Source organism: Paraliomyxa miuraensis, assembly GCF_026337845.1.
Taxonomy (GTDB): domain Bacteria; phylum Myxococcota_A; class Polyangia; order Nannocystales; family Nannocystaceae; genus Paraliomyxa; species Paraliomyxa miuraensis.
The window spans coordinates 481,152-495,848 of the sequence record NZ_JAOVZF010000162.1 but is presented as its reverse complement, the minus strand read 5'-3'; the positions used below and the strand labels follow the sequence as shown (position 1 = coordinate 495,848).

At 69.8% G+C, this 14,697-nt stretch carries 10 protein-coding genes; 5 read left to right on the top strand and 5 right to left on the bottom strand.

What is annotated here, in order from left to right:
• Position 1 precedes the first annotated feature (1 nt).
• Complete coding sequence (locus tag OEB96_RS39505) at positions 2–904, bottom strand: ABC transporter ATP-binding protein (RefSeq protein WP_266222084.1); 903 nt, start codon at positions 902–904, stop codon at positions 2–4.
• Between the two features lie 223 nt (positions 905–1,127).
• Between OEB96_RS39505 and OEB96_RS39500 the strand changes: the two genes are divergently transcribed.
• Complete coding sequence (locus OEB96_RS39500) at positions 1,128–2,072, top strand: prolipoprotein diacylglyceryl transferase (RefSeq protein WP_266222083.1); 945 nt, start codon at positions 1,128–1,130, stop codon at positions 2,070–2,072.
• A 10-nt stretch (positions 2,073–2,082) separates the two neighbouring features.
• Here OEB96_RS39500 and OEB96_RS39495 read toward each other — a convergent pair whose 3' ends face one another.
• Positions 2,083–4,203, bottom strand: a complete 2,121-nt coding sequence (locus OEB96_RS39495) for a vWA domain-containing protein (RefSeq protein WP_266222082.1) — start codon at positions 4,201–4,203, stop codon at positions 2,083–2,085.
• A 281-nt stretch (positions 4,204–4,484) separates the two neighbouring features.
• On the opposite strand from OEB96_RS39495, the gene OEB96_RS39490 reads away from it, so the two are divergent.
• The 3 genes from OEB96_RS39490 (at position 4,485) to OEB96_RS39480 (ending at position 7,479) form a co-directional block, all read left to right on the top strand.
• On the top strand, positions 4,485–6,191 hold the full coding sequence (locus tag OEB96_RS39490) for a DUF2330 domain-containing protein (protein ID WP_266222081.1): 1,707 nt from the start codon (positions 4,485–4,487) through the stop codon (positions 6,189–6,191).
• 237 nt (positions 6,192–6,428) lie between these two features.
• Positions 6,429–6,878, top strand: coding sequence for a hypothetical protein (locus OEB96_RS39485; RefSeq protein ID WP_266222080.1), 450 nt, complete (start codon positions 6,429–6,431; stop codon positions 6,876–6,878).
• Entirely contained in the window at positions 6,868–7,479 is a 612-nt protein-coding gene (locus tag OEB96_RS39480) for a hypothetical protein (protein ID WP_266222079.1), read from the top strand. Before OEB96_RS39485 ends, OEB96_RS39480 begins: the two co-directional genes overlap by 11 nt.
• Before the next feature lie 13 nt (positions 7,480–7,492).
• Here OEB96_RS39480 and OEB96_RS39475 read toward each other — a convergent pair whose 3' ends face one another.
• From OEB96_RS39475 to OEB96_RS39465, 3 genes are all read right to left on the bottom strand, one after another.
• The gene (locus OEB96_RS39475; protein ID WP_266222078.1) at positions 7,493–8,107 is read right to left on the bottom strand and encodes an RNA polymerase sigma factor; all 615 of its coding nucleotides are present in this window, start codon (positions 8,105–8,107) and stop codon (positions 7,493–7,495) included.
• Positions 8,108–8,195: 88 nt separating this feature from the next.
• Positions 8,196–11,141, bottom strand: a complete 2,946-nt coding sequence (locus tag OEB96_RS39470) for a serine/threonine-protein kinase (protein ID WP_266222077.1) — start codon at positions 11,139–11,141, stop codon at positions 8,196–8,198.
• Positions 11,142–11,166: 25 nt separating this feature from the next.
• Positions 11,167–11,454 (bottom strand): hypothetical protein, encoded by a 288-nt coding sequence (locus OEB96_RS39465; protein WP_266222076.1) that lies wholly within the window; start codon positions 11,452–11,454, stop codon positions 11,167–11,169.
• Positions 11,455–12,035: 581 nt separating this feature from the next.
• Between OEB96_RS39465 and OEB96_RS39460 the strand changes: the two genes are divergently transcribed.
• Positions 12,036–14,687: a P-loop NTPase fold protein gene (locus OEB96_RS39460; protein ID WP_266222075.1), complete on the top strand. Its 2,652-nt coding sequence runs from the start codon at positions 12,036–12,038 to the stop codon at positions 14,685–14,687.
• Positions 14,688–14,697: the final 10 nt, after the last annotated feature.

Here is a 14,697-nt window from a genome sequence, read left to right as displayed (position 1 = left end):
CTCAGGCGGCGCGACGCAGGCCCGCCTTGGCCAGGGTGGTGAAGTACACATCCTCGAGATCGGGATCCACCGCCTCGAACCCGTCCTCCGGCGCATCCTCGGAGAACACGTGGATCACGGTCCGGCCGCCCACCAGCCGCGTGGAGATCACCATGTGCTCCCGCTCGTACGACGCCAGCCCGTCCTTGCCGACCACCTTCTTCCAGGTCTGCCCCCGCAGCTCGTCGATGGCGCGCTGCGGCTGACCGCTGTGGAGCAGCTTGCCGCTGGCGATGATCGCCATCTGCGGGCACAGGTCGGCCACGTCCTCCACGATGTGCGTGGACAGCAGCACCACCACGTGCTCACCGATCTCCGACAGCAAGTCGAGGAAGCGATTGCGCTCCTGCGGGTCGAGCCCCGCGGTGGGCTCGTCGACGATGATGAGCCGAGGATCGCCGATCAGCGCCTGCGCGATCCCGAAGCGCTGCCGCATGCCGCCCGAGAACCCGCCGAGCTTCTGCTTGCGCTGCTCCCACAGGTTCACCCGGTGGAGCAGCGCCTCGATCACCGCCTTGCGCTCGCTGCGATCGGTGATGCCCTTGAGCACCGCGAAGTGATCGAGCAGCGACAGCGGATCGAGGTGCGGGTACACCCCGAAGTCCTGCGGCAGGTAGCCCAGCACCCGTCGCACCGCATCCTTGTCGCGCAGCACGTCGATCGTGCCGAGGTGGATGCTGCCCTCGTCGGGATCCTGCAGCGTCGCGATCGTCCGCATCAGGGTGGACTTGCCCGCGCCGTTCGGGCCGAGCAGCCCGAACATCCCCGGGGGAATGCGAAGGCTCACGCCCTGGAGCGCACGAACCCCGCCAGGATAGGTCTTCGACAGTCCTTCGATCACCAGCGAGGGGTCGCGGTCGGCCATGGTGGGCGTTCGACCCGGGCGACCCGGGACGGGTTTCTTTGGCTGCACCCGCGGCCCGGCAGCGTCGAGGCTCGACCCGATCCATGCTTGTGTCGATCCTCTCCGGTCGTCTAAGGTACGAGAAACACGACTGCATTTGCACATGACATCGACGACGCGGACGGAGGAGGAGCCCCGGAGAGGTTTCATCTCGACCTGGATCCTGGATTTCCACAACCGAACCGTGTTGTTTCGGATCGGCAACTGGCTGTTCACCACCTATGCGTTCCTGGCGGGGACGGCGATCGCCACCGGGTTCGCGGTGATCCTGTGGTTCGACGCGATGCACGGGATGGACGTGGCGTACCTGGCCAAGATCTACGTGTTCCTGCTGATCCCCCCGATACTGGTGGGCCTGCGGCTGTTCAGCGTGATGCTCGAGTGGCGCGAGCTGTTTCGTCGACCCATCGCCACGCTGATCAAGCCGGGCTACATGATGCACGGCGGGCTCGCGGGTGGTTTCGTGGGGTTCCTCGCGATCAGCTCGATCGTCGACGTTCCGCTGCTGCGCCTGCTCGACGCGTCTGCGCTCGCGCTACCCCTGGCCGAGGCCATCGCGCGACTGGGCTGCTTCGTCTACGGCTGCTGCTGGGGCCGTCCCATCCGTGGGCGCTGGGGAGCTCGCTTCGGCGTGCGCTACACCAGCAAGGACGCCAAGGTGGTGCGCGCCGCTCCTCACCTCCAAAACGTCAAGATCCATCCCGCCCAGCTCTACGCCCTGGTGGTCTACCTGGGCCTGTTCACGGTGTTCTACGCCCTGCTGCCCTACCTGCCGTTCGATGGAGCGCTCGCTGGCATCTACCTCATCGGCCACTCCATCATCCGCTACTCCCTCGAGCACTTTCGCCAAGACGACCGCGGGCGGCTGTGGGGCAAGGTCACCCACACCAACCTGTACTCGGCGATCATGATCATCGCCGGAGTCCTTGCGCTGTTCCATGGCGCCACCTACGGCGTACGCAGCGTGCCGGACATGGGGATCCGCATGGTCCACGTGCTGGCCAACACCTCCGTGCTGCCCTGGATCGTCCTGTGCGGCCTGATCTTCGGCTTCGCCTACGGCGTCCACTACAAGCAGGTCGGGTCGTGGATCCAGCACCCCGACCCCGACCCCGACCCCCGTCCATAGGCCAACGCGCTCAGCGTCCCGAGGCCGAGGGCCAGCCCGAACTCGGCGGGTCGCGCCGCACCGGCTCGCGCGGCTGCGAGAAGCGGGCACAGTACTGATCCCAGAGCCCCGTCACCCGGTGCACCTCGGGATCCTCCTCCAGCCCCTTGGCCAGCTTGGCCAGCTCGCCGCGCCCGGCCGCGCAGGCCTCCCATGCCTCGGCGTCGTCCCACCCGCCTCGCGAGGTGCCCCACGCACCGGGGGTCGGGCGCGAGGCCATCCACGAGAGGCCGTCGATGAAGCGCATGATCATCCGCCCCTTGCGGACGTTGCGGCTCGCGCGGCTGATCTCCCCGAGATTGAACGCATACTCCTCGACCATCTCGTCCCCCGTCTCGGGATCCTCGTACTCGACGGTCAGCATCACGTCGTCCTGCAGCCGCAGCTGGCCTCCCCCTTCGCCGTTGCGCGCCATGAGATCCGAGAGGAACAGCTGCGAGGTATTGGCGAAGTAGTGGATCGCCTGCACGTCCTCCTTCACCGTGGAGCTCTCCTCGCCGTAGAACACGTTCATGCGCAGCGACGGCGGCAGGTGCAGGCGAAAGTGCACGTCGAGCGCGGTGGTCTCGACCAGCGAGATGAACCGCGAGCCGAACACCGCGTCGACCTCGGCCTCCGAGCCCAGGAACACGTAGGCGCCCTTGCCCCGCTCGGTGAGCCGGTCGAGCAGCGAGTCGTTGAAGTCACGGCCCACGCCGACCCCGGAGAGGCGAATGCGGCGCGCGTCGTAGAACTTGCCCACCGTGGCGATGAGCTGCTCGTCGGTGACCCCGGTGTTGGCGATGGCATCCGTGATCATCACCACCCGATTGGAGTACGTGGGCTGGTACGAGCGGTCGGCGATGCGGTAGCCCTCGCCCAGACCCGCGTGCAGGTCGGTGGAGCCGCGGGGCTCGAGCGCATCGATCGCCTGCATCAGCACATCGGGGCGGTCGCGCCCCACCACGAAGTTCTCCACCGGAGCGCACACGTCGTGGTCGAACAGCACCAGGTGCACCATGTCACCGGTCTTGAGCTGGCCCAGCATCTGCCGGAGCCCACGCTTGAGATACTCCATGCGCCCCTCGGCCGACATCGAGCCCGAGCGGTCGATCACGAGCGAGAGGTTGGCGTTGCGACGCTCCTCGAGCGTCACCGGGCGCCCGCGAACCGCCATGGCGAGGCTGTAGATGCCCTCTTGATCGGGGTCGGCCTCGATCGACGCATCCACCGAGAAGTCATTGCCCTCGGCGACGCTCTGGGTGTCGAACGAGAAGTAGTTGAGCAGCTCGTGCGGCCGAATGTGCTCGGCGGGCAGCGGCAAGAAGTTGTCGATCGCGTAGATCACCCGCTGCGCCGACGACAGGCTCATGGTGTCGTCATTGCTCAGGTAGATCGCCGCCCCCCAGTCGTGGTAGCCGTCGTCGGGGTCGGTGGCGATCGAGGGCGGCGCCTCGGCCTCGTCGTCGACCTGCGCCAGGGGGCCGCGCGCAGGATCCTCCTCGGCCCGCTGCTTGCGCGCCTCGTTCGTTCGGCGATCGGCCGCGGGAGCCGTCGGCGCGGGCTCGGCCGCGGGGGTCGAGGGCGCGGCCGCACCACTGGCCACGCCTCCGACCACGCCACCGACCACCCCTCCGGGCACGCCCCCCTCCACGCCACCCCGACCCCGCGAGCCCGACGACTTCGACGCAGGCCGTGCCACGTCCTTGGCCGGTCGCTTGGTGCTGGCCGACCCCGCCCCCTTGCCGCTGCCACCCCCTCCATACGGCACGAATCCGGGCGGCGCCGAGGGCGTGCGCTTGTGCTTCTTCTTGCCGCGGGTCGGCGGCGGCGGAGCCTCCACCGGCTCGGGCCACCCGAAGCACGCGCGGGTGCGATCGGTCAGCGGCGGCAGGCTGGCCAGGTTGGGAGGTGGAGCGGGCTCGTGCACTCGTGGCGGATGGCGGCGCGGAGTGAAGGTGTGGGCCGGAGCGGCATCCACGGGGGCGGCGGCCAGCGGGGCGCGACTTCCGGCATCGGTGCTCGCCGAGCTGGTGCCACACGCGGTGGTGGTCGCCAGCAGGCCGAGGCTGGTCACGAACGAGGCAGTGCGGATCCAGGCGGCGTGGTGCATCACGAAGGTCTCCTTGGGTCGCGCTCGGGCGCGCGGGCCCTGGGCACGCCCATGGTGCCAGAGCGATCTACGCCGCGTGCACGCGGGTGACGATAACGCCGTTCGGACTCCGGCCCCCGCGCTGGCGCGACATCCATGTCACGGCGCGCACCTTCGTACCTCGCCGGCCGACGCCTGGCCGCCACCCGAGCGCGGCTGCTATCCTCGACCCCGTTGGCGAATCGGTCCACGAGCCCACCCGCTCGTCGCGCGATGCTCGACAACGAGGAGTTGGTCTAATCATGTCGTTCGTCCTTCGTACCACGCTCGCTGCCTCGCTCGGTCTCGGGCTCGCCCTCGTGGCCGCCCCCCAACCCGCCCAGGCCTGTGGCGGAACCTTCTGTGATACGGGCCCGCAGTCCATGCCCGTCGATCAGTCGGGCGAGAACATCCTGTTCATCCTCGACGGCAACGAGGTCGAGGTCCACATCCAGATCCAATACGAGGGCGATCCCGAGAAGTTCGCGTGGGTGATCCCGCTGACCGCGGTCCCCGTGTTCTCGGTCGGCTCGGAGGCGCTGTTCCAGAGCTTGCTGAACGGCACCGTGCCCACCTACGGATTCACCACCGTCCGCGACCAGTGCCCCGTGCCCAGCGCCCAGGGGGTCCCCAACGCCGGCGGCGGCTTCGACGACGGCGCGGGCCTGACCGGCGCGGCCGGGACCGACGGAGGCGACGAAGGTGGAGGCGGCCCCTCCATCGTGCTCCGGGAGACCGTCGGCGCCTACGAGATCGTGGTGCTCGAGGGCGGCACCGCGGTCGAGGTGATCGAGTGGCTCGACGCCAATGGCTACCAGCAAGACCCCGAGGCCGAGCCGATCCTCGAGGAGTACCTCCAGGAGGGCCACCTCTTCGGTGCCATCAAGCTCACCGGCGGCGCCGGCGTGGACCAGATCCACCCCATCACCCTGCGCTACCGCAGCACCGAGCCGTGCGTGCCCCTGCGCCTGACCCGAATCGCCGCGGTCGAGGACATGGAGATCCGCACCTTCTTCCTCGGCAACGAGCGGATGGTGCCCAGCAACTACCGCCACGTGCTGGTCAACCCGGTCAAGATCGACTGGTCGCAGCTCGCCGACAACTACAAGGAGATCATCACGCTCGCGGTCGATGCCGAGCATGCCGACGGCCGGGCGTTCGTGACCGAGTATGCCGGGCCGAGCGACGTGGTCTCCCCGGCCGGGCTCCATGGCGCCACCTGGAGTCCAGAGACCTTCTCCGCCCTGACCCCGGCGCAGCTCCCCAACGCGCTGGAGATCCAGGACCTGGCCTACTGCGACGAGTGGAGCGGGTGTCAGCTCCTGCACCCGCTCATCGGCGGGCTGCTCGGCGAGTTCCTCACCCTGCCCGCCGGCGTGACCATCGAGACCTTCCTCGAGGATCCCTCGCTCTACCCCGAGGCGACCTGGGACGGGGCTGGATTCGCCAGCGCCTTCGCCGAGCGCATCGTGGAACCAGGCCAGCATGCCGAGCAGCTCTTGCAGCGGTGGCCCTATGTCACGCGCATGTACACCACCATCTCGCCCCACGAGATGACCGCCGATCCCATCTTCCATGCGCGGGATGATCTCGACGACGTGCCCAACGTTCGCCAGGCGACGCAGCGGATCTTGTGCAGCAACGATCGGGTCTTCATCCTGCCCGACGGGCGCGAGGTGTTCTTGCCGATGGGCGCGAGCTGGCCCGAGTTCCCGAACGAGATGCCCTATGAGGAGGAGGTCTCGGAGATGCCGATCGCGGGCGCACCGATGGTGCTGGCCAACCGCACCGCCGAGATCGACGAGCTGCTGACCGCCTACAACGCATCGGTGGGTTGGGACACTCAGGGCTGCACGGGCTGCACCGTCGAGGACGAAGACGGCCACGGCGGCCGCTGGGCCCTGGGCCTGGGCGTGTTGGTGCTCGGGGCGGGACTCGCTCGGCGACGACGCAAGACCCAAGGCACGTGAAACCTCGCCAAGGGCACCCAGTCACCGATCATCTCGTGTAAGACCCCTGCGCCCGGTGGCGTTCGGGGCCTGCCCTGATCCCACGGCACGTGCCCGGACGTGGCCGCCGTCTGGTTGCGCCCTCCCCCGACCCGGGGGATGCTCGGACCTCCTCCCATGCCCATCACGCGATCGACGCGAGGCCCGCTCGGCTCATGCCCTTCATCCCCCTGGCTCGGCGTGGTCACGGGTCTGCTCATGGCCGCCGCGCTCGTGGTGGGCTGCGGCAAGAACAAGCCGGCCACCGAGGCTCCCGCGGACGCAATGGCCGACGGGGCGGCCGAGGCATCACCCGAGCCCGCCGAAGATGGCGGTGGGGCATGGGCCGCCGACGACGACCTCGTGCAGATGCAGACCGAGCTCGAGGGCTTCGAGGACGCGCTGCTGGAGACCGGGGTCGAGCTCTCGAGCGAGGTGGCCCAGGCCCGCACCGACATGGGCAAGTCCAGCGTGGCCGCGGGGGCTGGGGCTGGAGGGGACCGCTGCCAGCGCCGCTGCGATCTGGCCACCAACATCTGCTCCCTGAGCGAGCGCATCTGCGCGCTGGCCGACGATCACGGTCGGGAGGCCCGCTACGCGCGGGTCTGTGACCGTGCCACCCTCGACTGCGGTCGCGCCAAGGAGGCCTGTGAAGGTTGTGAAGGTTAGCGTCCTCGGAGCCGGCCTGATCGCCGGGCTCGCCGTGACCGGGTGCAAGTCGTCGGGCAAGAGCAAGGATCCGAGCCGCGACGTCCGCGACTGGACGCTGGCGGAGATCGAGGCCGAGCTGCAGCGCAACGACGAGGCTCTGGCCAGCGAGGGGATCATGATCGCCGCGGCCACCGTGCCCACGGCGCCCACCCCGAGCCCAGGCGTCGAGCAAGCGGCGGGCGAGGAGCAGGAGTCCATCGAGTCCATCGAGTCCGACGACGGAGCGGAGGCACCCGAGCTCGTCGAGCCCGAGCCCGAGCCCGTTCAGGACGACGCTCCGATGCCTGCCCCCGCTGCGGCCGAGCCCGACTACGCCTTCGAAAGCGAGGAAGCGGTGGCCTACGAGCGCCGCCGCGGGCGACGCTCATCGTCCCGCCGCGAGGTTCCTTCGCGCTGCGAGCGGGTGTGCGACCTGGCCGAGGCCACGTGCGACCTGGAGACGCAGATCTGCGAGCTCGCCCTGCGCCACCCCGGCGAGGCCCGCTACGTGCAGGCGTGCGAGCGAGCCGAGCAGCAGTGCGTGGCGGCCACCCGAGCCTGCAGCCGCTGCGACGACTGAGTCTCTCCTGTGGTCACTGGGCCATCTGCTCGCGCAGGTTGGCGGCCCAGCGCTCGAGGTTGCCCACGGTGGTCTCTAGCTCCTGCGGAGAACGAGCCAGCTTGGCCAGCTCCTTGCGCAGCAGCTCCTTGGCCTTGCGCACCCGCCCGCGCACCGTCCCCTCGGGGATCCCCAGCACGACCGCGGTCTGCGAGGCCGACATCTCCTCCCAGTAGTAGAGCTCGAGCACGATCTGACTGTCGAGCGGGATCGCCCGCAGAGCCTCGAGCAGCAGCCGTTCCTCTCTCCGCTTGCCGACCACGGTCGAGGGGCCGGCCCCCATGTCGACGGCCGAGCTCTGGCCGAAGTCGAGGACCTCGGGCTCCCGCCGCTGCGCCCGGTAGTGATCGCGCAGCAGGTTGTGGGCCACTCCGAACAAGTAGGTCTTGAACGACGAGTCGCTGCGAAAGCGCTCGCGCCCCTCCACGCAGGCCGCGAACGTCTGCTGCACCAGATCCTCGAGACCGTCGGCGACGATCTTGTTGCGGAAGAACCGGTGAATTGCCGCGAAGTGCCGGTTGAACAGCTTGTCACCGGCGGTGAGGTCCCCGGCTCGCCAGGCATCGAGGAGCTCGAGGTCCGTCGGCACGGGCCGCATCGTAGCAGCAGCCCCGGGTGGCTTGTGGAGGGCGTCGCTGTGAGGTGAGTGACCCAGTGAGCAGGGCCGGTCACCGATTTCAGTCGGCGGCGGCCAGCCACGCGTCGATCTCCGCCAGCTCGGGTGGCCGTGGCTCGACGTCTGCGAAGATCTCTCGTGCGCGCCGGACCGCTGCGATCGCCTCCGGGCTGGAGGGTGCCTGAAGCCGGCCCCAGCCCCAGCGCAGGTGAGCCTGAACCACCGGCGGGGGCGCCTGCGCGTCGTCGGCACGTGCCAGACTGGCCAGTCCGCGCTCGAACGACTCGAGCGCATCCTCGCGAGCGCCGCGGGTCTCGTGAGCGCGACCGATCGCGAGCCACACGTGGGTCTCGAGCCCGGCGAATTCCCCCTGGGGACGCTTGCCGAGTTCCTCGAGCAAGCGCGTGGCCTCCACCTCGGCCGCGTCGTGCCGCCCGATCGTGCTCAGCTCGGAGATCAGCGTCCCTCGCACGTACAGCGAGTTGATCTCGAGCTCGGGTGACGGCGACGACAACGACGTGAGCCTCTCGAGGTACTCGCGGCACATCGCGATCGCCTGCTCGTGCTCCCCGAGCTCGGCCGACACCATGGCGCGCATGGAGACGGCCTCGAGCTCCTCGGCCACGGGCAGCCCGTCGAGACGGGCCAGCTCCACGCTGCGGCGCGCACGGCGGTCGGCCTCCTCGAGATCACCCCGCGCAAACGCCAGCTGCACCAGCGCCTTGTTGACCACCACCAGCTCGAGGGCCTGGGGACCCAGCGCCGCCTGGAAGATCTGCTCTGCCGTGTCGAACGCGACCTTGGCCTCCTCGAACCGACGGGCCGCCATGTGATCGATCCCCGACTCCAGCGCCACGCGCCCCACCGCGGGGTGCTCTGCCCCGAGCAAGCGAGTCAGCACGTCGCGAGCCCGGGCGTAGCCCGCCTGCGCTTCGTCGTGACGCTCCGCGTCGCCCAGGATGTTCGCCAGGAGCATCTCGGCATCGGCGGTGTAGGGATGCTCGTCGCCAAAGGCCTCGTGGCACCAGTCGACGAACTGGCGTTGCTGGGGGATCGCCTCGTCGAAGCGACCGGCCTGCCACGCTTCCACCGCCCGCGATCGCTGCGCCTCGCGGAGCAGCTGTGCATCGCCCACACGATCCGCCTTGGCCTGGGCATGGCCCATTCCGCTCTTGGCCTCGGCGTGACGACCGAGCAACGCGAGCCCACGAACGAGGTGGATCCACGCGCTGGCGGCAACGTCGTCGTCCTGCCCTCGCTCGGCGAGATCGATGGCGCGCTCGAGGGCCTCGACGGCCGGCTCGTAGACCCGACGACGCTTGTGAAGCAGTCCCCGATGCAACAGCCCGGCCGCCTCGATCTCGGGAGCATCGAGCGCGTTGGCCTCCCGCGCCACCTCGTCGATCGCCTGGAGCGCTTGCTCGTAGCGGCCCGCCTTGTACTGGGCCTGCGCCTGGGCGAGGCGAAGCCGCAGCTCCTTGCGTGCGGGGTCGTCCTGACGGCGCTTCTGCAGCCGCTCGAGATCGCTGCACTCGGCGATCGGACTGAGCTCCGCTGCGGCCTGTGGTGCACGATCGATGACCTGTTCGTCGGCTGGGCCGAGGTTCCCCTCCGAGTCCCCCCGAGCTGCCGTGGAGAATGCCTCGACCAGGGCCTGGAGCTCCGCGTGCCGCTCGGCGAGACAAGCCATCCGCCGATCGTAGAGCTCAGCCGACTGCTCGCGCGTCACGTAGTGGGCTTCGCAGGCCTCGACCCGAGCCTTGCGCCAGTCCTGCGCGTAGGCGTCGAGACGCGCAACGGTCCGGGACGCCATCTCCTGGGCGGCCGGCCCACGCCGCTTGAACTGCGAGAGCAGCTCGTTGCGCTGCTCGTCGCCCCAGGCCTCGGCGAGCAAGCCCTGGAACGAGGGGCAAGGGTCTCGGTCCACGAGCCACAGCGCAGCGCCGAGCCCAGCCAGCACCACGAGGCCCCCTCCCGCCATGCGCCAACGTCCACTGTCGTCGATCGCGAGCTCGGCGAGCAAGGCTTCCATGTTGGCAAAGCGCTTGTCGGGCTCGGCCGACAGCCCTCGCATGATGGCGCGGCAGATCCGGGCCGGGACCTTGGTGTTGCGCGGCGGGCTACGGACCTCGCCCTCGGCCACGGCAATGAGCACCTCGGCCGTGCTTCGCCCCACGTGGGGGCGACGTTCGAACAGCGCCTCGTAGAGCGCAACGCAGTAGCTGTACTGATCGCTGCGGGCGTCGGTGAGCTCGTGCCGCGCCTGCTCCGGGGACATGTAGGCGGGCGTCCCCATGATCTCACCCGTCTGGGTGAGCTCCACGTCCAATGCGAGGCCGCTCTCCGCCGAGCCCAACGCCGGCATGGGTCGCTCGAGCCGCTCGAGGGTGGAGCGAGCGAGCCCGAAGTCGACGACGCGGATGCGGCCGTCGCTGCCGAACAGCAGGTTGGCCGGCTTGAAGTCGCGGTGGATGATGCCCTGCTGGTGGGCGGCCGCGAGCCCCTGTCCCGCCTCGATGAAGCACTGCAGGATCTCGCGCCACGATCGCCGCTGCTGCACGAGCCACTCGCGCAGCGTGGAGCCGGTGAGCAGCTCCATGGCAAGGAACACGCGCCCGTCGTGGGTCCCCACGTCGTACACCTGGACCACGTTGGGGTGCGAGAGCTTCGCGAGCGCCTGCGCCTCTCGCTGCATGCGCCCCTCGCCGATCGAGACGTCCTCGCCGGGGCTGTGGTGCAGCAGCTTGACGGCGACGCGGCGGTCGAGCTGCTCGTCGTAGGCGGCGTAGACGACCCCCATGCCGCCGGTCCCGACCGTCTCTTCCACCGCGAAGCGACCGATCTTGATCGGGGCGGCCTCGACCCCGAACATCTTGGCCCGCAGTCGATCCCGGAGGCGCTCGCTCTCGAAGTCGAGATCCTGACGACCCGCCTCCTTCCACACGCGCCGCGACCGGAGCGTGGAGGGGTCGGGGTCCGACTCGCGTGGGGTGTCGTCCGGGGACATCGGAGGGCGGCGTGCGGCCCTCGGCTCACTCGCCGTGCTTGATCGTGACGGGAATTCGGATCCCCGGTCCACTGCTCGTGGACGAAGACACCGTGAGGGTAGTGGTCGAAGCGCCCGAGGATGGAACCGGCAGGGTGAACACGAGGGGCTCACCCGCCGCCGGGCTGTTGCACAGGCTCGCGGGCTGACCCGAGAGCTGCTCGGTGGAGGAGCCGGGCTCGAACACCACGGGAGCCGTGCTGGGCGGGTTGGCGCCCGAGACGGTGCGAACGAGAGCGGTTCCGGTGTTGGGGCCTTCGAAGACGAGTTTCATGGTCGGGGCGTTGGAATGGCGGGAGCGCGGGGAGGACATGGAAATCGCACGGTCCGTTGGACCGAGCGTTAGTGTGAACCTGGCCGAAACCGATCACGCGATCTGCGTAAGGGAAACCCGCGAGCCTGCGGACTGCGGGACATGCGCCATGGCATTGGACTCCATGAGAACCTCGTTCCGCATTGTCCCTCGTATCGAGCGCCTCGGGCAAGAGGTTTTGCGCGTAACACGCACGTCCGATCGCAGGTGAGTCGAATGCGGCGGACCGCAAAAAGGCGTGATCGGTTCGGCCGCGATTCCCACTAATGCATGGAGGCCGGCCACCGGGCTTGGCCTTGCCGCCCCCACCCCCGATGTTGGCTTCGATGCATTCGAGCGCGCCCCGGCCGCGGACCCAGCCTCGCTCCTCCCGGGAGCGCTCGGTCACCGCGACGTCGAACACGGTCGTCGACGACTAGCCGGCCTCCGCGCGAACGCATCGGTCGCATCTCCGGCCCCGGTCCGCGAGCCCTGCCTCAATGGCTCGCGGACCGGGACGCCGGCCCTTGCTCGGGCCCTTCCCGTGCCACAATCGGCCCCGGATGCTGGGCCCGATGGAGGATGCCGTGCGCCGCGGGCAGCACGGCAAGGAGGTGGAGTATCTCCAGCAGCTGCTGCGCCGGGCCGGAGAGTCGGTGGTGGTCGATGGGGTGTACGGGCCTCGCACGCAATCGGCGGTCGCTCGCTTCATGCGGACCCAGGGCTGGCACGGCAATGGCTCGCTCGTGAGTGCAGAGGTGCTTCGGCGCCTCGAGCAGATCGCCCGACGCGGAAGCCCGGCCGGCCCGACCACCTCGCAGGTGGGGCGTGCGAAGGCCAACGTCCCGCCCGCGAGGGCACGCAAGCAGGCCTCGGAGGTCGCGCAGAGCGAGTTCCGTGAGCTGGCCGAGGTCGCCCAGATGGCCGAGATGGCCGAGGTCGCCCAGATGGCCGAGGCGGCCGAGGCGGCCGAGGACGAGATGGCGCAGGCCGAGGGCGACCTCTCCGAGCCCGCATCCACCCCACGAGGGCGCCCGCCGGCCGTGCCGGGGATCAGCCCCGACACCCGCCATGGGGCCGATCTCCTGGGCGTGCAGGGCGAGGCGCGAGCCTTCGCGCGCCTCATCTGCTCGCGACGCACGGGCACTCCGCTGTCGATCGGGCTGTTCGGCGACTGGGGCTCGGGCAAGTCGTTCTTCATGGGCAAGCTGCAAGAAGAGATCGAGGCCCGCAACGCGGCCTACCTGCGGCTGCATGCACGCATGAAGGAGCAAGACGACGAGGCCGGCCTCGCCACGCTGGCCGAGCGCTGGCACGGCCGCGTCGCCCAGATCACGTTCAACGCCTGGCACTACGCCGAGCCCAACCTGTGGGCCAGCATGGTCACCCGGGTGTTCGACGAGCTGGCCGAGCTCGTGAGCCCCGGCGAGTCGCTCGAGGACACCCGCGCGCGGCTAATGGCCGAGGTCAGCGAGGGCAAGCTGCGCCGCGAGCAAGCCAAGCACGAGCTGCGCGAGGCCGAGAAGCTGCTGGCCGAGGCCCGGGTCGAGCGAGAGGAGCGCGAGGCCACGCTGACCAAGATGCGCGACGAGCTCGCGGTGGTGAAGGCCGTCGCACCGGCTCCGGCCTCGGGCGCCGATGCAGGACCCGAGGCCGCCGCCGAGGAGCTCGAGGTGGGCAAGAACCCCTGGGCACACCTGCGGATCACGCTGCGCTGGATGTGGACGCGCGGCCGGGGAGCCCGCATCGGGTTGATCGCGGCGGGCCTGCTCGTCGTGCTGGGCATCGCGTTGCTGCTGGCGTGGTGGCGCGAGTGGATGGACTTCGAGCCCGCGTTCGCATGGGCCACCACGGCGGCCGGCCTGGTCTCCGGCGTGGCCGGCACCGCGTCGGCGTGGTTGTTGGTGATTCGGCCGCGCCTCCAGCAGACCCGCGCCGCCTATACGACCTACGTGGAAGAGCGCGCCACGGTGGAGGGCTTCGTCGGCCGTGCGGTGACGGATCTGCTGCGGCCCACCAAGACCGCGCTCGGCATGGCCCAGCAGCGGCTCGAGGAGGCCGAGGTCGGGCTCGAGAGCGCCACGATGGCCACCGACAAGGCCGCGGAGAAGGTCGCCCGAGCGCAGCGCGAGCTGCAGGAGCTCAGCGGAGGCCGGCGCTTCTACGCCTTCGTTCGGGACCGCGACGGCGACGATGACTACCGCAAGCACCTGGGCCTGGTGTCGATGATCCGCCAGGACTTCGCCCGGCTCGAGGAGATCCTCGAGCAGGTCGAGCGCGAGGGCCCCAGCGACGGGGAGGCAGCACACCTCACCCGCATCGTGCTCTACATCGACGATCTCGATCGCTGCGAGCCCGAGCGCGTGGTCGAGGTCTTGCAGGCGGTGCACCTGCTGCTGGCCACGCCGATCTTCGTGGTCGTGGTCGCGGTCGACGTGCGTTGGCTGCGGCGCTCGCTGACCCTGCACTACGACCGCCTGCTGCAGGGCTCGCGGGAGGAGGGCGTGGGCAGCGAGCTCGAGGCTCGCCCCACGGCCAAGAACTACCTCGAGAAGATCTTCCAGATCCCGTTCTCGCTGCGCCCCATGGACTCGGCCGGCTTCGGGGCGCTGGTCCAGGGGGTCGTGGGGACGGGGTTCGAACGCTCCACGGGCGAGGAGGATGCCCCGCCCCTCGATGTGCCCGCCAACGATCCTCCCGCCCCCCTCACCGAGCCGCCCCCGGACGTGCCCCCGGGCGACGCGCTCGAGCGCGAGCAGGACCAGGAGCTGTCCCACGACCGAGTGCTCGCGCTCGACTCGTGCGAGGTGGAGTTCATGAAGGGCCTGCACACGGTCATCGACACCCCGCGCCTGGCCAAGGCGCTGGTCAACACCTACCGGCTGCTGCGGGCCGAGATCGAGGCCAGCGCGCTCTCGGCCTACCTCGCCGACGACACCTACCGCGGCGTGCTCACGCTCCTGGCGATCCAGGTGGGCCGCTCGGAGGACGCCAAGTGGTTGTTCGACGCGCTCGAGCGCAGCGAGCACCCCACGCTCGGCGAGACCCTGCACGGGCTGTGCAAGGCCACCAGCTCCGACTTCCGCGAGGCTCGCTGGCGCGCGCTCCTGGCCGCCGTGACCGACGTCGACATGGCCGCATGTCCGACGAACTCGCTCGCGGCCTGGACCGCCCGCATCCGCCGGTTCTCGTTCAACCCCTGGCCGACCTACTGAGACGAGCACC

Bases quoted from the DNA above. Each gene is read 5' to 3' on its own strand.
- OEB96_RS39495 (WP_266222082.1), bottom strand. From the start codon at position 4,203: ATGCACCACGCCGCCTGGATCCGCACTGCCTCGTTCGTGACCAGCCTC.
- OEB96_RS39465 (WP_266222076.1), bottom strand. From the start codon at position 11,454: ATGAAACTCGTCTTCGAAGGCCCCAACACCGGAACCGCTCTCGTTCGC.
- OEB96_RS39490 (WP_266222081.1), top strand. From the start codon at position 4,485: ATGTCGTTCGTCCTTCGTACCACGCTCGCTGCCTCGCTCGGTCTCGGG.
- OEB96_RS39505 (WP_266222084.1), bottom strand. From the start codon at position 904: ATGGCCGACCGCGACCCCTCGCTGGTGATCGAAGGACTGTCGAAGACC.
- OEB96_RS39470 (WP_266222077.1), bottom strand. From the start codon at position 11,141: ATGTCCCCGGACGACACCCCACGCGAGTCGGACCCCGACCCCTCCACG.
- OEB96_RS39485 (WP_266222080.1), top strand. From the start codon at position 6,429: ATGGCCGCCGCGCTCGTGGTGGGCTGCGGCAAGAACAAGCCGGCCACC.
- OEB96_RS39460 (WP_266222075.1), top strand. From the start codon at position 12,036: ATGCTGGGCCCGATGGAGGATGCCGTGCGCCGCGGGCAGCACGGCAAG.